This window comes from Enterococcus sp. AZ084 (genome assembly GCF_051714905.1).
In the GTDB taxonomy this organism is placed as follows: Bacteria; Bacillota; Bacilli; order Lactobacillales; family Enterococcaceae; genus Enterococcus_B; species Enterococcus_B pernyi.
In genome coordinates this window covers 710,803-734,454 of sequence record NZ_JBIOSS010000001.1, presented here as the reverse complement: position 1 = coordinate 734,454, position 23,652 = coordinate 710,803, and the positions used below count along the sequence as shown (strand labels likewise).

At 37.8% G+C, this 23,652-nt stretch carries 18 protein-coding genes; 3 read left to right on the top strand and 15 right to left on the bottom strand.

From position 1 onward, the window contains the following. Positions 1-6: 6 nt before the first annotated feature. From IGI79_RS03445 to IGI79_RS03435, 3 genes are all read right to left on the bottom strand, one after another. Positions 7-687 carry a metal-dependent hydrolase gene (locus tag IGI79_RS03445; RefSeq protein WP_207463677.1) on the bottom strand — a complete coding sequence of 227 codons (681 nt, stop codon included), beginning with the start codon at positions 685-687 and terminating at the stop codon, positions 7-9. 753 nt (positions 688-1,440) lie between these two features. Beyond that, positions 1,441-1,791 (bottom strand): PTS sugar transporter subunit IIB, encoded by a 351-nt coding sequence (locus IGI79_RS03440; RefSeq protein WP_335884542.1) that lies wholly within the window; start codon positions 1,789-1,791, stop codon positions 1,441-1,443. 112 nt (positions 1,792-1,903) lie between these two features. After that, positions 1,904-3,583: a ribonuclease J gene (locus tag IGI79_RS03435; RefSeq protein ID WP_335884541.1), complete on the bottom strand. Its 1,680-nt coding sequence runs from the start codon at positions 3,581-3,583 to the stop codon at positions 1,904-1,906. A gap of 473 nt (positions 3,584-4,056) precedes the next feature. Between IGI79_RS03435 and IGI79_RS03430 the strand changes: the two genes are divergently transcribed. Continuing rightward, positions 4,057-5,565, top strand: coding sequence for an ABC transporter permease (locus tag IGI79_RS03430; protein WP_335884540.1), 1,509 nt, complete (start codon positions 4,057-4,059; stop codon positions 5,563-5,565). A 12-nt stretch (positions 5,566-5,577) separates the two neighbouring features. Further along, a complete protein-coding gene (locus IGI79_RS03425; RefSeq protein ID WP_010736117.1) occupies positions 5,578-6,243 on the top strand; it encodes an ABC transporter ATP-binding protein in 666 nt (221 codons plus the stop codon). Positions 6,244-6,304: 61 nt separating this feature from the next. Here IGI79_RS03425 and IGI79_RS03420 read toward each other — a convergent pair whose 3' ends face one another. The 12 genes from IGI79_RS03420 to IGI79_RS03365 form a co-directional block, all read right to left on the bottom strand. Continuing rightward, positions 6,305-6,526, bottom strand: a complete 222-nt coding sequence (locus tag IGI79_RS03420; RefSeq protein WP_010736118.1) for a CsbD family protein — start codon at positions 6,524-6,526, stop codon at positions 6,305-6,307. 90 nt (positions 6,527-6,616) lie between these two features. Further along, positions 6,617-7,807 (bottom strand): beta-aspartyl-peptidase, encoded by a 1,191-nt coding sequence (gene iadA, locus IGI79_RS03415; RefSeq protein ID WP_335884539.1) that lies wholly within the window; start codon positions 7,805-7,807, stop codon positions 6,617-6,619. 202 nt (positions 7,808-8,009) lie between these two features. After that, positions 8,010-9,749 carry a putative basic amino acid antiporter YfcC gene (yfcC, locus tag IGI79_RS03410; RefSeq protein WP_019722929.1) on the bottom strand — a complete coding sequence of 580 codons (1,740 nt, stop codon included), beginning with the start codon at positions 9,747-9,749 and terminating at the stop codon, positions 8,010-8,012. A gap of 521 nt (positions 9,750-10,270) precedes the next feature. Continuing rightward, positions 10,271-10,876 carry an SIS domain-containing protein gene (locus tag IGI79_RS03405; protein WP_010736121.1) on the bottom strand — a complete coding sequence of 202 codons (606 nt, stop codon included), beginning with the start codon at positions 10,874-10,876 and terminating at the stop codon, positions 10,271-10,273. A gap of 511 nt (positions 10,877-11,387) precedes the next feature. Continuing rightward, complete coding sequence (locus IGI79_RS03400; RefSeq protein ID WP_335884538.1) at positions 11,388-11,762, bottom strand: hypothetical protein; 375 nt, start codon at positions 11,760-11,762, stop codon at positions 11,388-11,390. A 63-nt stretch (positions 11,763-11,825) separates the two neighbouring features. Continuing rightward, complete coding sequence (gene galU / locus IGI79_RS03395) at positions 11,826-12,707, bottom strand: UTP--glucose-1-phosphate uridylyltransferase GalU (protein WP_335884537.1); 882 nt, start codon at positions 12,705-12,707, stop codon at positions 11,826-11,828. A 30-nt stretch (positions 12,708-12,737) separates the two neighbouring features. Next, complete coding sequence (locus tag IGI79_RS03390; RefSeq protein ID WP_104776612.1) at positions 12,738-13,751, bottom strand: NAD(P)H-dependent glycerol-3-phosphate dehydrogenase; 1,014 nt, start codon at positions 13,749-13,751, stop codon at positions 12,738-12,740. 451 nt (positions 13,752-14,202) lie between these two features. Continuing rightward, positions 14,203-15,681 carry a helix-turn-helix domain-containing protein gene (locus IGI79_RS03385; RefSeq protein ID WP_181055226.1) on the bottom strand — a complete coding sequence of 493 codons (1,479 nt, stop codon included), beginning with the start codon at positions 15,679-15,681 and terminating at the stop codon, positions 14,203-14,205. Positions 15,682-15,844: 163 nt separating this feature from the next. Beyond that, complete coding sequence (locus tag IGI79_RS03380) at positions 15,845-16,894, bottom strand: DUF916 and DUF3324 domain-containing protein (protein WP_019722925.1); 1,050 nt, start codon at positions 16,892-16,894, stop codon at positions 15,845-15,847. 30 nt (positions 16,895-16,924) lie between these two features. Further along, positions 16,925-17,554 (bottom strand): WxL domain-containing protein, encoded by a 630-nt coding sequence (locus IGI79_RS03375; protein ID WP_104776614.1) that lies wholly within the window; start codon positions 17,552-17,554, stop codon positions 16,925-16,927. Between the two features lie 262 nt (positions 17,555-17,816). Further along, positions 17,817-19,856, bottom strand: coding sequence for a pectate lyase-like adhesive domain-containing protein (locus IGI79_RS03370; protein WP_438845716.1), 2,040 nt, complete (start codon positions 19,854-19,856; stop codon positions 17,817-17,819). 571 nt (positions 19,857-20,427) lie between these two features. Further along, a complete protein-coding gene (locus tag IGI79_RS03365; protein WP_019722922.1) occupies positions 20,428-22,164 on the bottom strand; it encodes a fibronectin type III domain-containing protein in 1,737 nt (578 codons plus the stop codon). A gap of 211 nt (positions 22,165-22,375) precedes the next feature. On the opposite strand from IGI79_RS03365, the gene IGI79_RS03360 reads away from it, so the two are divergent. Beyond that, positions 22,376-23,317, top strand: coding sequence for a helix-turn-helix domain-containing protein (locus tag IGI79_RS03360; RefSeq protein WP_019722921.1), 942 nt, complete (start codon positions 22,376-22,378; stop codon positions 23,315-23,317). The last annotated feature ends 335 nt before the right edge of the window (positions 23,318-23,652 follow it).

Sequence of the window (23,652 nt, the reverse complement as noted above, 5' to 3'; positions counted from 1 at the left end):
TTTCCCCTACACTTCCAGCGTTTCCGAAACGCTCATTATTTTTCCTTTGGTATCTGCTAATAAATCGATGAATATTTGCGGATCTTGTTCAATGACAGGAAAGGTATTGTAATGGATCGGCACGACTTTCTTCGCTTTGATTCGCTTCGCCGCACGAGCCGCATCCTCAGGCCCCATTGTATAATTGTCGCCAATCGGTAAAAAGGCTACATCGATCATAAACTGTTCACCTAAGAGCGCTAAATCGCTAAAATCTGCGGTATCACCCGCATGATAAATCGTCTTCCCATCTGCTTGGATCAGAATACCACTAGGCTCTCCCATATAACGCGAAACACCATCGATTTCAATACTTGAACTATGCTGTGCATGGACAAATTTGACTGTGCCAAAAGGAAACTTCCTTTTGCCACCGATATTCATCCCAAAAGAGTTTGCTCCTTGCTGTTGTGCATAATCAGCGATTTCGACAATACTGATGATGGTCGCCTCATTGTTCTTCGCAATCGGCAACATGTCTCCAATATGATCAGCATGTCCATGGGTGATCAATATCCAGTCCGTCTGGACTTCATCCACTTTTAAATCAGTCATAGGATTCCCAGTAATAAATGGATCTATCAGCACTTGCTGGCCATTTTGCATTTCAAGAGAAATACAAGAATGTCCATGATAAGTAATCTTCATCTTCTCACTCCTCAACATTTTGGTCACTGACTCTTTCGTTTTCGTTTCGAACATTTACACAATTAGTAGTACAGTATATCCTATTCAATTGTAACAGATAACACAGGTTGTACCAAGTCTCAAGTGAGCGTGTACTTAACACGGAATGCCTAGATAAGAGAATGTTTCGTCTAGGGTTGACAGTTCCTGTTTATTGTTATCCACTGTGAATAAATCTAAAATGACTACGGGTCTGTTACCATGCTCAAATCAAAAGAATAAGACAAAAGCGCGCATCCGCTATTCATCATAATCTTTCATTTGACAATAAAATAAAAGAGAAATACCATTAACCATATGATCAATGGTTAAGTAACTAATGCAATATAAGCACTTGAAAAATCAAGGAGGCCCTATTTGGAAAAATATAATTCAAAATCATTCACGATCGTTCGGTTGAGCATATATATTATTTGTATTCTCAATCCCTATCTTCACTTAGTAAACAATAATATTTTAAAAACTACTTTTACGTTATTGTCAATTGTATTCATTATCTACGACTTTTTGGATGTAGTAAAAACTGGAAAAAATAAAAATACCGATAGTAGAAATTAAGACTCTAGTTTCTACTATTGGTATTTTATTTAAGTTTAAATACCCTTGTGGATCCTACAAGATCAAACAAAATAGCTACACTTTCTTAGCTAGAGGAGTCATGAGAATAAAAAAATGAAGTTTGCTAACTATATTGAAAATTTTCTCTTTTTTGGGTTAGTGATTAATAAATTTTTTTAAGATATTCTCAGCATTTAGCAGACCATAATCTTTCATGTCTATCACTTCAATAACCTTTGTAGGATAATCTTTTACGATACTTTCTCTCATAGAAGAAAGCTCTGGAGATAATAGAATAACATCGGCAGCCTTTGCATACTGATCCAACTTAGAAATGCTATGCATGTCAACATGCACAAGTAAATGTTGTTTTTTTGCTAAGTTGTTCATCTTTGTTACTAACAAATTGGTATAAAGGGTACTATCTGTACTCATTGAAGTTACGCCAAAAACGATGATCTGTTTCTCTTTCATTTGATTATTTTCCAAAACAAGTTCCTTTTCCATTACAGACACTTCCACCTTTCCATAATATATCCAATGCTCTTACTGCTATAAAATAAAAGCTATACCAAACATATCCATCATCTGAACATCCTTTGGTACAGCTTTTCATTTTTTATCTTTTGCCGCGACGTTGTGTCGCTTCCATGATGACTGGTAAAATCACTGGGCGGCGTTTGGTTTGTTCAAACAAATAGCGACCTAATTGATCACGTATTTCTTGTTTCAGCTTGCTCCACTCGAAATCATCGCTTTCTAAATGTTTGCCTACAATGGTTTCGATCATGTTGCTACTTTCATTGATCAAATCACGACTTGCTTTGACATAAACAAATCCTCGTGAAGTGATTTGCGGTTTTGAGATAATTTTCTTTTCGCGACGACTAATTGTCACTACTGCAACAAAAATACCGTCTTCCGATAAGATTTTACGATCGCGTAAGACGATGTTTCCAATATCGCCAACACCTAATCCGTCGATCATCACATTTTCAGCACTTGTCGTACCTGCCACACTCATCCGCTTGTTTTTATATTCTAAAATATCCCCACGTCCTGTGATATAGATATTTTTATAGGGGATACCTACTGCATGGGCTAAGTCTGCATGGGCAGCTAGTTCACGGTATTCTCCTTGAACTGGGATGAAATATTTAGGTTTCATGAAGTTCAACATCAATTGTAAGTCATTTGGATTTGCATGACCGGAAACCCGCAGGTTGTCAGAGATTTGTTTGACTATTCCACCTGCTCGGTAAATGATGTCTTCTGTCTTAGCAACCATTGTTTCCATCGCAATACTTGGTGTCGTTGTGATATAAACAAGATCGCCTTCTTTGATCTTGATATGGCGATGCGCGCCATTCGCCATTTTTTGTAAAGACTTGATTGGTTCACCCATCCGGCCTGTTTCCAAAATGATCAGTTCTTCAGGCTCATAGTTTTTCATATCTTTTAATGTGACCAATAGGTCTTCACTTGGTAATTGAAGTTTTTCTAAGCGCATAGCTGTTCGGATGATCCGTTCAAAGTCTTGCCCAGTCAACACAACCTTACGTCCTGCTTTAGCAGCGGCGTCTAAGATTTGTTGGACGCGTTGAAGATTACTTGCAACACAAGCAACGATGATCCGTCCTTCCCAATATTTGATCGTATCAAATACTTCATCAGCAATTTGGAACTCAGAAGCAACAGGGGTCGCGTTTTCTGCATTTGCTGACTCACTTAGTAAAGCTAACACGCCTTCTTTCCCAATCTCTGCTAAACGAGCGTAATCCGTTTGGTACATTGGGATCGCCATTTGGTCAAATTTGAAATCACCCGTATAAACGATATTTCCTTCTTGGGTTTTTAAATTGATCCCAACTGAATCTGGAATCGTATGGGTGGTGCGGAAGAAGCTAACGATCGTTTCACCGAAATCGATTTCTGTATGCTCATCTACCACATGAAAATCTTTGAATCCTTTTGCAGCATCATTGCGATTGACATTCAATTTTGCTAATTCGATCGTCAATTCGGTTCCGAACACAGGAACAGAAATCTTTGACAATAAATAAGGCAACGCCCCAATCGCATCTGCGTGACCATGTGTCAGAAAGACACCTGCTACACGATCGACATTATCTTCTAAATACGTAAAATCAGGAATCACAACGTCAATCCCTAATAATTCGTTTTCAGGATATTTCAGACCACAGTCTAAAACAAAAATAGCTTCCCCTACTTCTGCAATGTACAAATTTTTTCCGTTTTCGCGTACACCGCCTAAAGGGATAATCTTAATGGTACTCACAAATTTCACCTCTTCTTATGACATCTTCATTTTGACGATGTCGATTCTCTATTTTATTTAAAACGATCCAATTTCTGAGTGCCTCGTTTTCGGATGATTTCATTAGATAATCAAATCCATCTTAATCTTACAGGCGTTTAGGATCTTTTTTTGACACAAAAAAATCGGGATTGCTTCAGTTGCTCGATCAACTGCTCCACATCATTATACAACAAATCAAACAAATCGCTAGCATGTACGATTGTTTCTGTCTTCATGTTTTTCCCAGACCATTTTTTCTTCTTTTGTTTTAGAAGATACTTCGTCTATTTTAACATAAATTACTCAATAACTATAGAATGTTTTTCATTTCCTGCTCCATTTGATCTGTTTTTAGCTTTCAACTGTTTGTATTCGTGACCGCTTTTTAAGGTAGGCTTAAGCTACTCCCTTTATTCTACTTTTTGTACTCATTTCGAAAGGAGATCGAACCAATGAATTTTTTCAAACGAGCATTAAAAAGTACAAAAGTAAAATGGGGGCGTTCTTTACTATTATTAGCTGTTTTTACAGCAATCCTTGTCTTCGTTCTTGCTGGACTAACCATACGTAGTGCGGCACAAGAAGCAGCAGAGCAAGCTCAAAAAGATGTCGGTGCGACGGTCACTTTAAGTGCAAATCGTGAAGCGGCTTTTCAAAAACAAACAGAGGCAACTGATACTGAATCCGGTGGACGACCAGATCCTGGAAGTTTCTCCCTCACACCTGTTTCAGTCAGCGATGCAGAAAAGATCGCAGCACTAGATAATGTAGCAAGTTTTTCCTTCGAAAGCTCTGCATCAGCTTTAGCAAATAGCGGGATCACTGCCATTTCAAGCTCTGATACCTCAGAAACATCCGAAGAAACTGATACTGCAACTGATGCTGCACCGAACGGTGAAAACATGGGTGGAGCTATGGGAGGTGGCAAACCGCAAATGATCCAAGCAGATTTTCAAATCAGCGGGGTATCCAATACAGCCCAAACCAGTGGCTTTACAGATGGCACAGCTAAAATCATCGAAGGAGAAGGAATCACTGATAGCGACAAAGATACGAACAATGTTGTGATCGACTCTACTTTAGCTAGTGCGAATGACTTATCCGTAGGGGATACTTTCATAATTACTAGCACGGAAGACGAAGAAACAACTTATGAAATGACGATCAAAGGAATCTATGAGTCAAGTGAAACAAGTAGTAGCATGGGAATGAATTTCAATTTCATGAATCCAGCGAACACTTTGTATACTTATTATACGTTTGCTAATACATTGAATGGCTCGACAGAAGATGACACAATCGATTCTGCGGTTTATACGCTGACCGATCCTAATAAAATGACAGACTTTATCAATGAAGCAGAAAACCTGATCGATACTTCAACGTTCAGTCTTCAATCAAACGATACCATGTTCCAAGCAATGCTTGAACCACTTAACAACGTGGCCAGTTTTTCACAAAATGTCGTTTTACTCGTTGCGGTTGCTGGAATCATTATTTTGACTTTGATCATCATGATCACGATTCGTGAGCGTCGCCATGAACTAGGGGTATTGCTTTCATTAGGTGAATCCAGAAGCAAAATCGTCCTTCAATTGTTTGCAGAAGTGGCCATATGTATGATCGTCGCGTTAGGTGTGGCTTCATTCAGTGGAAATGTCGTTGCAAATGCTGTCGGTCAACAGTTGCTTGATCAACAAACTGAAACGTCAACCGACTCACCTGCCGAGAAACAAGGAGAGCAGATGCCTGGTGGTGGCAATCGTGGACCTGGCGGACAACCAGGTGGAACTAGTAATCCATTTACCGTTTCGGAGCAAGTAAGCGACCTTGAAATCACTGTTCAACCAGCTCAACTTGGCCTACTAGCAGCTGTTGCATTTGGGATCAGCTTACTCTCAGTTTTTCTAGCCTCCATCGGCATACTACGATTAAATCCACGAAAAATTTTATTAAACTAAAGGAGGAATTGGATGTTACGTACAGAAAACTTGGGCTTCTGGTATCAGAATCCAACAGAAGCACTTTATAAAGATGTGAATCTATCCTTTGAAAAAGGAAAAATGTACGCCATATTAGGGGCAAGTGGTTCAGGAAAGACGACCTTTCTTTCGTTGATTTCAGGACTTGATACACCAAAAGAAGGGACTGTTTATTATGAAGAGCGAGCTTTAGCTAAAATAGGCCTACGGAATTATCGCAAAAATGATGTATCCATTATTTTTCAAGCGTACAACTTATTGCCTTACCTTTCCGCTCTTGATAACGTCATTACCGCCATGGAAATTTCAAATACTCCTCAAAAAGAGTATCGCCAAGTAGCACTTGATCGCTTGGCACGCGTTGGGATAAATGAAACACTTGCAAAACAACAAGTCACTAAATTATCTGGGGGACAACAACAACGCGTAGCGATCGTCCGAGCGATTTGTTGCGAACATCAGTTGATCATTGCGGATGAACCAACAGGAAACCTTGATGAAACGACTTCACAAGAAATCGTTCAACTCTTCCAAGAAATCGCCCATGAGCAAGATCGCTGTATTATCATTGTGACACACGAACTAGAAGTGGCTAAAAAATGTGATGAAGTTTTTGAATTAAAAAATAAAACATTCGCGTCCATTGCCATTGGATAACCGCTAAAAAAGCGTCCACCTTATTGGTAGGACGCTTTTTTTTTAAGAATTTACAAGTCGACTATTTATGGTCTTTTTTTGAAAATTTTTCTTTTACATCTTCAAAGCCTTCTTTGATTTCATCGCCGATATTACGAGCTTTACTCTTGATATCCGCACCTACAGATTGGGCTTTACCTTCTGTTTCTTTACTTCTATCGCCTGTTGCTTTTCCATAGGCTTCTTTGCCTTCGCCTGCAACTTTGTCTTTCAAATCTTTAGAGCGTCCTTCTAAATCTGCCATGATAATTCCTCCTCTAAAATTTGTCTTTGTAACTACTTTTAGAGTAACACCAATTATAAAAACAAACAAACAGAATGCTTATTGTGTTATTTAGTTGTTAAGAATTTGCTCAAATGTTCCCCAAACTTTCACTTGTTTTTCTTGGACCATGATGGTGCCATTAGCGATCACCGTATCGATTTCTAAGGTTTCTTTATCAAGTAGACAAAGATCTGCATCTTTACCAACAGCGATTCTTCCCTTTTGGTCCAGTTTAAGGACTCTTGCAGGATTGGACGTCACAGCTCGTAAGGCAATGTCTAAGGGAATGTCTTCTTTTTGAACGGCTTCTTTGATACCAACTAATAAGGATCTCGCACTACCAACGCCCATACCGATAAAACGGTTCTCTTGGTCAAAATATGGGAGACTGCCTTGTCCATCGGAAGTCAAAGTGAAGTTATCAAGAGATACTTGTGCTTCTAATAACTGCTTCAATGCTTTACTAAACCGGACTTCGCCATCGGTCTTTTCCCAAAAGTCAGGATCTTCACTTGCAGTGAAGTCGATGGTTCCACCTTTCTTTGCAAATTCGATACATGCAGCTAATAATTCAGTCGTCCGATTCGCATGGGTCGGATAAAACTGAGTGATAGGAATTTCTGTCTCTTCCACCACACGATCTAGCAATTCTAGTTTTCTTCGTCCACCACCTAAATGGACATTCACGATTCCTGCTTTACCTGATAACATGCCACCAACACGAGCATCCGCCACTGCTCGAGCAAACTCGTCGAATGTTGGTTGGGAAGAGCGATGATCAGAAACAGCGATTTCTCCGATTCCGATAATCTTATCAATGGTAAGAAAATCTTTGATCAATGAATCAGTGACCGTTTTGACCGGCAACCGATAAGAACCAACATAAACATACGTAGTCAATCCTTCTGCCTCTAGCCCTCTTGCTTTACTGATCAAAGCAGTCATATCTCGACCCTCGCCATCTGTCCCGATACAACCTACGACTGTTGTCACTCCTGCTGTCGTTAATTGACTAAGTGTGACTTCTGGCGTGCGATTGTGATAGCCTCCTTCGCCGCCGCCACCTAAAATATGGAAATGGGCATCAATAAAACCTGGGGTCAAGAGTTTTCCTTCTCCTGAAATTTCTTCCACGATCAATTCTTCGTAACCGCCGGATAGTTGATCTTCCAAAGCAACGATCTTATTTCCTGCCACTAATACGTCCTTCTTACCAAGATATTCTGGTGCATAGACATCGATTTGTCGAATGAGTTTCATATCTGATCTTCTCCTTTATAAAATAGTCTGTACCTTTTAGAACACTCAAAAGGTTGTTTAATAAGCAATCCATCGCTCTTTCGGAAATAAGCGAGAAAATCCAAAAATATGAGATACTTTCGGGTTTTCTCGCTTATTGTCTCAGAGTTACGTATCGGTTAGCATAACTTCTTTGATTGCTATAAATCAGTTCTTATTTGTTTTATTGAAGTCCGATCGCGATTGCAATCATAATGAAGATCGTTCCTAAAACAAAGAAGAATCCTTGCATTTTGATTTGGAATCGTGCCCATTTTGCCCATTCGATCCGTGCCACACCTAAGACACCAATCAAGCTAGCAGAAACCGGCGTGAACGCATCCATGAATCCTGAACCTAATTGATAAGCTAATACAGCCACTTGACGAGAGACACCTACTAAATCAGCCAACGGTGCCATGATTGGCATCGTCAATGCCGCTTGTCCAGAATTTGAAGTGACGACTAAGTTGAACAAACTTTGGAACACGTACATCGCCCATGCGCCGATCACTGCCGGCACACCAGTCAGTGCTGTTCCAATACCATGTAAGATCGTATTAAGCGCAGAAGGTACAGAAGCATCTGATCCACCTAATACAAGTAAGATTCCTTTTGCCATCCCAACAACGATCGCTGTTCCAGCTAGATCTGCTGCTCCAGATTGGAAAGAAGAGGCAATATCATTGACCGTCATACCGTCCAATTTGAATAAAACAGCAATGATCCCTGCAACGAGTCCCATAACAAAAAATTGAGAGGCGATTTCTGGGATATAATAGCCTTTTTGTGTGACTCCCCAAACGATCCATACTAAAACGATCAACATTTCGCCTAAAATCAATTTATGGCCTAATGTAAATGGTTTTTGTTCATCGGATGTTTTCTTCAAGTGGTTACGGAAGTATTCGTCAGATTTATACGTTAATGAACTTTCCGGATTCTTCCGAACTTTTTCGCCATAGATCATTAAGTAACCAGCCGATAATGCAGTCACGACGACCCACATGATCAATCGGAAGGTGGCGCCTGATAAGACTGGAATACCTGCGATCCCTTGTGCAACGGCGACACTGAACGGACTCATCCATGACGTGGCATTCCCGACTTGTGACGCCACATAGGTGACTGTGACGGCGACGATTGAATCATAGCCTAAGGCAATCACAAAAGGTACCATGACCATTGAGAATGGAATGACTTCTTCAGCCATACCGAACGTTGCGCCTCCAAATGAAAAAGCAAAGAACAAGAGCGGTAAAGCTAAACGTTCTAGACCACGTGTCTTATTGATAAAAGCATAAATACCTGCATCGATGGCACCTGTTCGCATGATGATCCCGAATGCACCACCCACGACTAAAATAAGTGCAGCAATCCCGACTGCTGAACCATATTTATCACCTGATACTAGACCTTCAAAAACGAAGTTTAAAAAGCCAAAACCACCGAAATCATCGGTCCCCCATAGTTTTGCTGTTTTATGCAATTTCTTTGAGGTGTCATAGATGTCTTCACCATATTCATCGTATAAAACATCATCTGTCAGTGAGATCTCATCTAGTTTCTCCTGGGTCAAGTTTTTCTCACCAGCTGCCAAGACTTCTTCTAATCCTTCTTCAGGAACAGCCAGCTTTTCTCTTTCCTTTGGATCATTTTGTAATTCTTCCAGTTGATCAAATACAAAAGCCTTATCTAATTCATAAGCATAACGAAACGAATCTTGGCGCAATACTGTTCTGGTACTGGTTTCTCCATTTGCATCTTTGTATTCTATATCTTGCGTACTGAATCTCCCAGCTGGTACGATAAATGTTAATAACCAGGCAAGTACAACTACACCAAAAATAATGACATACGTATGCGGGGTCGTCATTTTGGTAAAGTCTCGTTTTTTCTTTACTGAAGAATTTTTTCTCTTCAAAACTCGTTCTTCCTTTCTTGCTACGTTTTTGTCAATAATGAATAAGCAAATAGATTATACAGTAAAATGTTCTATACCACATGAATAAACAATTAAAAAAATCTATTGATTTTAGTTATCCTCAAGACACATTTTAATAAAAACGCTGGTTTCAAAGCCATAGCACCTATAAAAATGGATTAAAATTCTTTTTTTATTTTTACAATGTCGCTATTTCCGACTATTTATTTTCATTTCTAATTACGTATAAACAAAGATTTTTTAGCTATTAACAAATATTTATACATTTTCTTCCTCGATCCTTTCCTATTTGAACCGATGTTTTTGATTGAATTTCTGCCTCTCTCTTCCTCTCTTTTTATTTTCATTAGGTATCTTCATTGCAATATTCATAACAAATGTACTATAATTGGAGTGTAAAGAGTTTTGGGGAAGACTCTTTCATCAACGTGTATAAAGAGACAAGAAAGAATCTTCATGATTCTTTCTTGTCTCTTTTTCGGACTCTTAACCTTCTCGCTTTAGTGACTCTCCAACAAATAATACACTGAAAAATAAACGATCTGTTGTAATAGGATTAAGGTGGCTAAGGAAGCCGCACCACATATAGCTGGCTCAAACTTAGGAACCGTAAGGACGGCATCATCTATCGTTGCATAGTTATCTAATACTAGATCTGCATATTCATATAAGCGCAAACCACTACTATGTCTTGACTTGATACTTCGGGATAAGTCAAATCCGGTGATCACGATCAATAGATACCCTTGTTCTTTGACCCATTCCGCCAGTTCAATGATTGCAGGATTTCTACCTTCATTTGATAAGAAAAGAAAAATATCTTCGGGTTGCGCATTGATTTGTTCAATGATTGCTTGGCCAGTTCCTTCCAGCGACTCATAAATCCCCGCTGCGGGATGTTCAATCAACTGAGTTGGCAAGATTTTTGGACATTGTTGCCAAAATTCATAGGCAGTACCTTGTAAGGTACGGCTAGCAAAAATATGTAAACATCCTCCTCGATGAATCTGTGTAGCAATCCAACGACCTGCTTGTTCCATCAAGGGTTCCTCGATCCTTAATTTTTGTTCAAGTTTTTGACAATAATCAAAATAGGGTAAGCTCATTCTTTTCTCCTCTTCTTCTGCTATTTCAGAATAGAGACAACTATCAAAAAGAAAAATACAAAAAGATGAGACGAAGCAATTGCTCAGTCTCATCTTTACCTTAACCACTTATTCATTACAATCAAGCAAAAGATCTGATGTAGCAGCATCTTGATGTTCTTCGGCTTCAGTGTAAAAGATAGGAACGATGTATCGCTAAAAGCAAGTCTTTAGAAAGGATTAAACAAACTTCTCGCTTGAATATACATCTGTTTTGACATAGTAAATAAACTGCCCCGCTTCCTCCGCTTTTTAGATTCATAAGGTAGAAAATCTTCCTTAAATCAGGTACAATAAATGCGGTCGGTGCGTTGCATCGACTATGGCAAAATGATCGGTCAGGGTGTATACGTGTGACTGGTCATTCCTTGATAGTTAGTTGCCGCTAACTATCAAGGAGCCTTTTTTTTTTAGTTATTTCTATCTGCATCTATTGTAAGGAAAGTGCGAAACAAGTGCAAGTATCAAAATATCAGCGGTCAGATCTTGTCCGTCTTTCTGACACATCCTTTGAGCGGTTCGGAGAAGCCGCATGTTTGCCTTTTTTGACGACATGAAATCTTTTGAGTAGATACGGGATATAGGCACAAAGGTACAGCAAAAGAAAAGCTGCCGCAAAAAGAAATGCCTGTTGATCTCCCCACAAAAGAACGATGATCAAACTACCGATCGCCACTGTTGCTAAGTACCAAATAAAAATCAAAAAGGTTTCTTTTATTCTGACCATATAAAACATCGTAAACAAACTAATAAATAATACTGGCAGTAAAAACAGCCAATTATTTCCCTCCATCAACCATTTCAATCCATCAAGAAACGTTTGTGCAATGTTGATTAGAATCCCCATGTAAGCAATACACCTCATTTACTATTCTTTTCTCAAGATTTTATTTCTCTAATTGTTAAGTTTTTAGTCCAGAGAATGACTTAGATCAATGAGGTATTGTTTCAGCTGCTCGCTGATTTCAGGATGACCTAAACCGTATTCGATACTTGTTTTTAGATAACCAAATTTATCACCGACATCATATCTAGAGCCTTTGAATTCTCTCGCATATACGTGTTGCTTTTTATTTAATTCATCAATGGCATCCGTCAATTGAACCTCATTTCCAGCTCCAGGTTTTTGTGTTTCTAATAATTCAAAAATTTCTGGTGTCAATAAGTAGCGTCCAATAATCGCTAAATCACTCGGAGCTTGTTCAGGTGTTGGTTTTTCGACGAATCGTTTCACTTCATACAAGCCTTCAGATTCTTTTGTTTCTGGATCGATGATCCCATATTTTGACGTGTCTTCATGAGGAACTTTCATGACTGCTACAGTCGAACCTTTTGTTTTCTCGTAATCTAAGATCAATTGTTTTGTCAGTGGAATCTCATCTTCCATCAAATCGTCCCCAAGCATAACGATGAATGGTTCATCTCCAACAAAAGTTTTCGCTTGTAATACCGCATGACCTAGTCCTAAAGGATGGGACTGACGGATAAAGTGGAGATTGACATTCGTTGTTTCTTCGACTAATTTTAGCAAGTCGATTTTATTTTTTTCTTTTAGATTCAATTCTAATTCGATATTCGAATCAAAATGGTCTTCAATCGGTCGTTTTTCTTTTCCGGTAACGATCAAAATATCTTCGATCCCCGAAGCTAAAGCTTCCTCTACGATAAATTGGATCGTTGGTTTATCAACGATCGGCAACATTTCTTTTGCCATTGCCTTTGTAGCAGGTAAAAAACGTGTACCTAGACCTGCTGCAGGAATGACTGCTTTTCTTACGATTTTATTCTCCATATGCGTATTTATATACTCCATTCTGTTGATTTACTGAAATTCGTTTTCCATCTTGCCATCACGCAACATGATTTCCTTTGCTGCTTGTTTGATATCCTCACCTTGATAAAGAACTCGATAGATCGTTTGGGTGATGGGCATCTCTACACCTAGTTGCTCAGCAAGTTCAACCGCCGCTTTTGTTGTCGATACACCCTCCACGATCATCCCCATATTTTCTAGGATTTGGTCTAATTTCTGTCCTTCACCTAACATATGACCCGCGCGCCAATTTCGTGAATGGACACTGGTACAAGTGACGATCAGATCACCAACACCGCTCAATCCAATAAAGGTCAAAGGGTTCGCGCCCATTGCTACACCGAGACGACTGATTTCAGCTAATCCTCTTGTCATGATCGCCGCTTTCGCATTGTCACCAAAACCAAGACCGTGGATCGCGCCGGCACCGATTGCAATGATATTCTTCAATGCTGCACCTGTTTCCACACCGATCACATCATTATTTGTATAGATTCGGAAATAATCATTCATAAATAATTCTTGCACATAAGTAGCTGCTTTTTGATCAACACTTGCAGCAGTGATCGTTGTGATATCGTGGACTGCCACTTCCTCTGCATGACTAGGTCCCGACAAAACAACGATGGATTGACGTTTTTCTTCTGGGATTTCTTCAGCAATCACTTCTGAGATCCGCTTATGCGTGTCTTGTTCTAATCCTTTACTTGCATGGATGATCACTGGTTTTGTCGTTAAATGTTGTAGCAATTCTTGTGCTACAGCACGGATTGCTTTCGTCGGTACGACAAATAATACTGCATCTACCTCTTTGACAGCTTCAGCCAATTCTGTGTAACCGATGATCGATTCTGGTAAATGTAATTCAGGTAAATAGTGTTTATTCGTATGATACGTATTGATTTCTGTGATTTGTTCTGGAACATTCCCCCAGATACGGACGTCATGTCCATTTTCTGCTAAGGTTTGAGCTAAAGCAGTTCCCCAAGAGCCAGGGCCTAATACTGCAATTTTTTGTTTCATGGAAATTCCTCCAAAATTCATAGTTAGTTTCTATTATAGTATAGATTAACAAAATACTGGACTTATTTTCATTGTTTTTAGCTTTTGTTTAAGAAGAGGTCGGAATAGAAGTGTTTCGAAGTGGCTACTTTTTAGACGTGTGAGAGGTCAAATGCCCCAGAAACATTTTATTCAGCCATTTATTCCTTGATTTAACTTAAATAGAAATTATAATGTTGCAATACCATACAAGATGTTTTTTTGGTCTATTCCAATGATATAGTCTATTTATCAACAGTCGAACTAAAGGAGGTGCATCTTATGTGGTCAGTTACTCCACCAATGTAAGTGCAAGTTTCAAGAATAGACAAAATCCTCAAGAATAAAAAAACGAAAATCGTCGTTCAACAAGCGATTTTCGTTTTTGTATTTATTTTTCTAAAAATCAGCTGCCTCTGCCCATCTCTTCTATTTATCGTAATTCTTTCTCGATGATTTTTTTATACATAGCAATATCATAACCAAATAATTCTTTCCTTATGTTAAACAATTCACAAAAATCAAAATTAAAGGATACCCTCATTTTGAAGCAATCAATTTGTGGTAGTTTCTCATGGCTGATATTATATAAAATCACGTCACGTTTATTATAGTTGCTGGGAATGGTTTCCGGATTGAATTGTTGAATGTCTAGGGTGTTTCCAAATTCTTGTTCTAACATTTCCTGTGCCCATAAGAAGTCCGTACAAACACCTGTCAGTAAAAAGACTCTTTTTTCATTTTTACTCCGATAGGTCAAAAAATAAATTTTTGTTGCTAAATACCGAAAATGATCATCTGAAAATGCTAGGTTCAATCCTGAAAAATCATTCCAGTCCATAAAGATCCGCTTGATTTTCTCAAAGAAAGCTTGAGGAATCTCTGCCATATCTGTCCCTTCCACAACATGTTCTTCAGGAATCAGCTGTTGAAAATTAAAATGACATTTCCGCAAAAACATCAAAGTTAGTACTTCGATGGTTCGTTGATTATTAGAAAAGTTAGGAATATTACGTTCCATCTTGTCGATCAGATACTCATACTTGATCACTGGGAATTTTTTAGTAAAAGCGATATAGTATTGATAGTTCTTTTCATGTGCATTTATTTCATAAAAATTTTGGTTTAAAAAATTGAATACGATCGTACAATAGTTTAAATTTCGTTCATCTGGGCTTAAAAACATTTGTTTCAAAAAATCGACAAGACGATCTTCTATCTGATGATAAATAGGTGTGCATTTATACATCTCTAACTTTTTTATATCTAGATTGTCTTTTAACTTCATTTTTCGATCAAACATCAGTTGAAGTAAAATCTGTGCGTATTCTTTTGAGAAATCTGAAAATAAACATTTTTGTTCTTTTTCGATTTGTTGAAACAAATGATTTATTTTGTACTGACTTGTTTTTGACACCTTAACTACTTGAATACCGCTCTTCATTTGAAAAAGTGCAATTAAAAACCGTAAGCGATACTCATCTTCTACCTTCTTATCATTGAGGTCGATGCCATAAGAGGCGACATAGGACATCACCTCTTTTTTTAGTTGATATGCTTTGGAGGAAGAGATAAATTCTTGCTTGGCAAAACCTAGGGGATTCGAAAAATCGGTTTTAAAGAAATACATACACGCTTTGATAAATGGTGAATATTGATAGACTTTCTTCATATACGTTCGTTTATTTCGTTTATACTTATGTCTGATCAAATACCCTGTTGGATTTGATTCAATCAACGGATCAGTCTCATCGAATTGTAGATTGATTGCTTTTATGTCTCCTTTTATCGTTGAAACAGAAACATCCAATTGTTGAGACATCTCCAGCGAAGTCAAACTTGATTTTTCCCATAATAGATTAATAATAGTTACTTTTCGAAAAATTTCTTTCTCTAAATATTTTCTAAACACTATTACTCCCCCACCCACCTGTTAAATTAAATGGATAATATCATTAAAAAATCAAGTTGAAGTAAAAGTTTCATAAAATTTAAAAAAATTTATTTTTTTGTAAAAAAAGAGGAAGAACGCGGCATCACTTCTGTTCTCCCCCTTTTACTTATTATAAACTAGCTTAGCTCTTCTCTTGTTCAACTAACTTCCTTTTGATTTTACCTATATAAATACACAGACCTAGAATAATCACTAATAAGACACACCCAGTTATCATCATCCATTTGTACTTTGCAAAAAAACTAGGCTGACTTTTTATCAATATATCTGTTTGGTTTAATTTTTTGCTTATATTGTTTTTTACTGTGAATTTTCTTGTTAACTTCCAGTGATGTTCCCCCTCATCCGCTTCAAATGTCGCAACATACACTCCCGGTAATAATGCTTTACCGTCTAATGGTATCCTATAGTTCAATATCGTATTTGGAGCAATCGAGCCTTCCAGCTGGCTTGCTTGATATATAACTTCTTGATCATCTTCTTTCGTAATGATTGCTTTGAGGTTGGTTAGCCGGATTAATTTGGGTTTTGGATTTTGGATTTTCTCTGTAAAAACATTTCGCGTATTCACTTGTCCTGCTTGCGCATCTAAAAGTTTTAATGTTGAAGGAATTTGCTCCGGATCACTTGATTGTAAAACTAACCCGATTTCTCTTGCAAAATTATTTTGAATATTGCCTTCTTTGTTTGCTTCATTATTCTGGACTACCCGGATCGCTCCAATGGTAATCCCAGATAATTCTTTTTCAGGCATCTTGATTTTCACTTGTAATTCATGCGTTTGCTTTGGAGAAATCTTGATTTTATTTTCTGAGATTTTCACTAGATCTTCTATATTGACTTGCGCGTTATTGGCTAACCCCTTGACCGATTTATCATACTCAATGACCCCGATACTGTTCGTATTTCCTTGATATAAAGTTGTGTCTAGCATGATCGTCTGATCCGAGATATTTTCGATTTTAAGATGCAACGTCTGTTCTTGTTTTGGTACCATTTGTAAATCAAAATAGGAGACCTGTTTATTTATTTGATTGTCCGGCAATTGCGTAGACACCAAAAATGGAATATTCTGAGAAGCTGAGTTTTCATCACTAAACACAGGTACGTCACATAAATGAGACAAAACAAGTAAAAATAAAAACATGGCTATATTTTTTTTGATTTTCACAGGACACTTCCTTTCTGTCAAGGGCAGTTCTTACAATGTATCAGAAAACGTCCAAGTCAATTGTGCATGATAGGTATCCGCTTCTTTTTTTGCTGCAGCAGGAATACTTAATTTGTATTGATTGATTGGCAATGTTGAAATTCCTAATCCCTCTCCTGGACTCGCTTTGAATACTTCCACATCCACATCTGGAGTAATCACATAGTCTTGAGTATTGATTACACCGCCTGTAGGTAGATCGCCACCAATATTTGTCACATTTCCTGTATTGATCGATAATTCTGCCCCTGCTAACTCAGATTGATTGACTGAGGACTTAAACTGGGCAATTTGTTTTACTTTTAGTTTCCAACCTTTTGTTAGATCACCACGATTATCTGTGACTTGGATATCCGTAGTTGTTGGGTTAGATGCCTGATTACCATCTACTGTAGCGATTTGTTCGATGGATTGATCATATTTGATATTAGCAGTACCAAAATTCAGATTGGTTGGTAACTTGTTGGTTGCTAGGTTCAAATCTTCTCCATTTCCACCAGTTGGTGCTTGTAAAGTCACTGTGCCATCGGTTGTTGTATCGGCATTCACCGATGTTATACCTAAACTTGCTCCTACTAAGATACTCATACCTGCCATGACAAATTTTTTTGTGATTACCATTATCTTATGCTCCTTTTCATTGTATAAAATATTTTATAGCTAGCCGACTTTGTTGCCACTTCAATTGTGATCAGTCTGCACGTCGTTCCTTTACGCTTTCAGAAATGATCCATTGTGAGCTGTCTCTATCAACGATTGGCACAACGTTCTATGAATGCGCGCATAACTTAATACTGATTCTTTTTTCGATCTCTCGTTTTCTGACTCCTCAGATTGAACACTCTTATGCTATCATTATCCATCGTCCGTTAGAGACTTATGGCTAGGGCGTTTCTGAAAGTGTCCAAGTGATTTTTGCCTGATAAGAATCAGCTATTTTCGGACTGTCACTTGGCAACTCCAACTTAAACTCAGTGAGTGGCAAAACGATCTGTCCCCGACTATTCCCTTTATCCACTCGAAATACTTCTTTTTCTTGCCCAACAGGAATATCAATTGTTTGATTACTTCCAGTACTTATCACTGCTCCCCCACTACTATTAGTTGCTGTCCCTGTTTCAAATTGGATGATTGCCCCTGTTAATTGAAAGCCACTACTTATTCCAGTCAACACATGGTCTTGAGTGACTTTTACTTTATAGCCGTCTCCATTGTTACTTCGTTTGTCAGTGATATCGATTTTCCCTGTGGCATTTGTAGCAATCAATTGATTGGTTGTATATTGGATTGCGACATGGCCAAAATCAAGTATGGATGGATAGATTGATTGATCATTGAAAAGGTTCTCCTCAACTGTCACATTCATACTTTTCGATTTATGCTTATAGGTATAGGTGAGAACATACTGTCCTTCTTCTTCTGTCAATTTGTGTGGATCAATATCAATCATATTCGCGCCTTCGATTTTTTGCGCAGTGACACTGACGTTTGTCTCGAAAAATGAAAGAGATGAATTGCTGCTACTATCTGATTCGATGATACAATCTAATCCATCATATTCATTCCATGTATCTTTGGCATAGATCGTAGGCAAGGAATGAAGCTGAATATCAAATACATTGACTGTCGCCACAGACTCCGCATCATCACAAATAAAAGTAATTTGATAGGTCCCTATTTCCTCTCCATCCGCTTCGCCTTGAATCGTGACATCATTGATGGTTTGTGGCTGCCCTAGCGCATTTGTTGCACTCACAAAGTTATATGGTGGTATCCAAACTTCACCCAATAATAGATCGATATCCTTGGTAATTACTTGTGCTTTACTCGTGAATGGACCACTAGCTATTTTTCTTACATTTTTAGACTGGAAATATTTTGGAAACATGGGATTATTGGACGTCACATTCAAGGTATTTTGTGCAATATCAATCGAAGTTAAATTAAAACTTGTCGTAATTGGTCCGGTATAGCCGATATCGGGAAGTGGATCTGTGCCATTTAGCTTCCAAGTACCTATCCCACTATTTGAAGCGATCGTGAATGGTGCACTGCTATAATATAAACCTAAAGCACAGCCTCTGGAATTAGCAATCGAAAAATTACTAGTCGCTGCGATTGATAGCGATTGACCGATCGCAATAGTTGCTGTTGGATTATTTGATTGTGCGGTAAAAGTTGTATGATCTTCTATGTTCAATACAGTGCTGCTGTTATTACCTACTACTGGATAGCTGTTACTCGTATTATTGAATGCTACATTTGCTCCATTTCGTATATTTAATTCTTTTACTTCACACACTTCTTGCGTATCTGATGAGGCTGTAATATTCTCATACAAATTCGCTGTTCCATAAGGCAGATAAATGAATTGTTGTCCAGAAGATGTAACATTTGTATAGTTGATCGTGACTCCTGGGAATTCGGACCAGAAAAAAGAATATGGATGTTGATTGATTAGTGTGACATCATAAATAGAGCAAGTCGTATACGCTAATGCAACGCCAATCAGTTGAAGATTAATATCAATCGTATGGTCATTGCCATAAATATTTTTTGGCGAATTGATATTAAAAGATGCCGTTAACTTGATATCTCCAGTTAAATAAATGTCTGTAATAGTGCTGTCCAATAAAGCGGTTCGAAAATCATTGAAGTTATCCACACTAGCTATGCCTGAAGCTACTGTAGGAACAGCTAAAACGGACTGGAAATCACTTTGCGCAGTACTATTGGATGGTTCACTTATTTCTTCTGAAGAACCTATTTCCTTTGTCGTGGTACTTTCACTCGGCGCATTTTCACTACTGTCAGTTGTCGAATCAGCAGACGCATGATACGGTAGACTGATGGCTACTTTATAAAAAGAAAAAACGATACTTACTATACACATAACTACCTTTATTTTTTTTACCAGCTTCATCTTCATCATCCTAAAAAACATCCCTTTTTTGTACAACTAGATAATTTGATCCCACCAATAGTATCAGGTTGATCATTCTTCCTTTCATGGTTCCCTGCTCAGGTGGATCATGGTTTTTCCATCAAAAACTCAGCTTGAAAACAACCATTTACCTTATATTTATTTCTCATATATCAACCTCCTTTACCAAGTGGTCACCAATCTATGTCTGTATTATGCTTGATAAATTATGGAAAAAAACCCATAGATCTACCCTTCTCAGTGTAAAAATTTAATAAGCATTTTACCTGTACGTTATGATTTCAATTCATTCATGTTACTTGATAAAATAAAAAAAGCCCTCTAAAAAGAGGACTTGGAATTTTTATAATAGTTGTTATAATATATGTTTTTTTCATGTTCTGTTATACAAACATAAATAAATAATTGAATTTTTATCATGCGTTTGCCCAATTGCTAAGATTCTCGTTATACATGCACGAAAATCTTAACAATACTGAGCAAATCACTTATTCGTTGATTGATTCAGCATCAACGATTGCTTCATTAATAAAAAACGGGTATGGATCGATTAGCCAATCAATTCCCAAGGTCCCCATTGTTCAGTTCCAGGCTCATTGCCTCGTGTCCACCATTTTGCACGATATGTGTTTCCTTTGTGTGTCACGATATCACCTAAATCATAAATTGTATCTGCATCCCATGCTTCTGCTGATGGTGCATCCGCCGTTGTCACAACTAATGCTTTGCTTTCTTCTGAAATGTTGCCCGCTTCGTCAAATGCTTTTACTGTATAAGAATACTCTGTATTAGCTGTTAATCCTGCGTCACTAAATGTATTTGTTTCTGTTTCTCCTACTTGCTCACCATCACGGTAAACATAGTAGCCTACTACACCCACGTTATCTGTTGATTGTGTCCATGATAAAGAAACACTCTTGTCACTAATTGATGAAGCCGTAATGTTCAATGGTACTGATGGAGCTTCTAAGTCTGCTGGTGGCTCTTCTAATGTAGAAATCACTAATGCTTTACTTTCTTCTGAAACGTTACCAGCGGCATCAAATGCTTTCACTGTATAAGTGTATTCTGTGCTGGCAGTCAATTTTGTGTCTGTATAAGCATTGTTTGTTGCTCTACCAATTTGTTCGCCATCACGATAAATGTAATAACCTGCTACGCCACGATCATCTGTTGATTTTGTCCATGATAAAGCAACAGTTGAATGTGTTGCTGTGCCTGCTAGATTTGTTGGTTGTGATGGTTTTTCTGTATCAGGTGTTTTTTCTTGGAATAGATCCTGATAAGACTTCGCAAATGATTCATTGTACTCGACACCAGCTGAGTTTCTTCCTTCATCCCAGTTGATACTCCAAGTCATCAAACCTTTTAATGGTGTTTGATCTTTTTCCATTTGTTCGAATACATCGTAAACTTTTGATGGTTCTTTTACAAAACCATTTGCTGCTGCATCCACGTTTGCTGGAATACCTAAAGCTAAGCGATTCGCTGGGATTTGGATAAACCCACCGCTTCCTTCGTTGAAAGCTTTTGAAATTCCATATAAGAATTCAAATTTTTTGCTGTCATTATTTTGAGCGATCCATTCAGTTCCAACACTGATACCGTCACCTGCTTGGTTGTATAACTGTGGTGCAATAAAATCATATTCTTGTTCTAAAGCAGTAATGTATGGTACATATTTACCTTGTGTTCTTAAGTACGGAAACTCTGGCGCCATAGAGATAATAAAATGTTTTTGTTCTTTCTCAAAATGCGCACGGACAATCTTCAAAGCATCTGGAATCACTGTTTTATTGTCGCCTGCATCTACTGCGGTTTGTTCTAAATCGATATCTAAGCCATCAAATCCATAAACTTCAACCAAACGGATGATTTCATCGGCAAAGGCTTGTTCTTCCCCTTTATGTAATTCAATATGTGAATCTGCACCACCAAGTGAAATAATGACCACACGATTTTCAGCATTCAAAGTGGCTACTTTTTGTCTAAATTCAGCATCTGACATATTGTAAGGTTTGAATGTTGGGATACCTTCTCCTTTCATGAATGACACAGCAATCACATTATAAAAAGGATTTACTTTTGCCAAATCAGTATCTGCCGGACGACCACCTTGGTAACCAGCACCTTGTTCAGGCACCCAATTATGATAATAACCTACTGAAACTTGGCGATTTGAGATATCTGGCATCGTATCTGCTGCGTCTGCTGCAAACACATCTGTTCCGCCTCCAATCAAACAACCTAAAAGACCAACTGAGAATAATAAACTTTTCTTATTCATTTTTTCCCTCCTAAATTTGTATTACAGAACAGATTAAAACATATCTTATCCTTCAAAATTTTTTTTGTTTGGTATTGCAACAAAATAACTTTCCAAACAAAAAAATCGCACTTTTTTAACAAAAGGGCGCATATATGAAAACATAACATCCACATAACTACATTATGCTATTATAGCCATGTACAAAAAACAGCTTCTGGAGGAAATGAACATGACAGAACATGCTGCTCTAATTCGAAAATTAAGAAAAGATCGTGGATTGACACAAGAACAACTAACTTCAGGTATCTCACAAAGAGGAACCTTAGCAGCTTTCGAATCACGTGGAACAAAAATCGGCTTTGAACTAATAGTAAACTACCTTGATCGGATGAATATCACACTTGAAGAATATCAGTTTTTATTGAATAGTAATTCGTTGTCTAATAAACAAAAATTAACGAATTATTTAATCACTTCAAAAACCATTACATCTGCTCAAGAACAAGAATTGCTCAACGAATTTGAAAAAACAGGAAACATTTATTATCGTTTGATCTATGCCCAAAGAAAATTGATTTCAAATTATCTGTATAGTAGTTCTTTTACCGCATCAATGAAAGAAGAAATCAGTGTTATAAAGAAGTATCTTGAAAAGATTGATACATGGGGGCACTTTGAATTGACTATTTTTTCGAATTGTTTATTTATTTTTGATGATGAATATATTGCCTATTCGTTCCAAAATAGTGTCACAAAGATGAAAGCCTACATAGATAATACCTATTATTCTGAGCTTCTTTCTAACTTTATTTTGAACGGCGTACGTCTTTCTTTTAACCGTGAATCAACCACATTACGCAAATTATTTCTAGCCCAATTAAAAAAAATCGCGACAACACACAAACAAACACTCGATCTTGCACATTATAAAGTGTTTACTGCTTTAGATAAACTAGCTGATGGACAAAAAACAGCTTTAAAAGAAGTAGAAACGGGTATTGCGTTTTTTGAATGGTTGGATCTTTCTACGAGTAAAGACTACATGATCAATCTAAAAGAAAAATTTTGCGCTGAAGTATGTGATTTTTCGCACAATGATCACCACACAAAAGTCGTTGTCAAAAGTACGTGCGATCGCCTCTCTCCACAACGCCAAGTGAATACTGCCTAAAATAACCGTGTATCTCCTCACTCCCAATGAGAAGATACACGGTTTTTAAGTCTCTCTATTTATTCTCGGTTGATTCGATAGGTTCCACTGGAATGGCGTACTTGATACGAGAGTTTCTAAACAGTTCATTGCACATTTCGTAGTCAGACGATGATCGATCAACGAACTATCAGAAATGCAACGCATTAAAGAAATGCGTCTTCGTGTATTCCTTTCAGGGACACCGATTACTAAAAAACCCTGACCAGTCTATGGACCACCTACAAGGGCGCACCATACTGCCTGTGTAGGTGCCTAACGTTGCTTCCTTGATTTTCTGATTCGTTCTCTACATT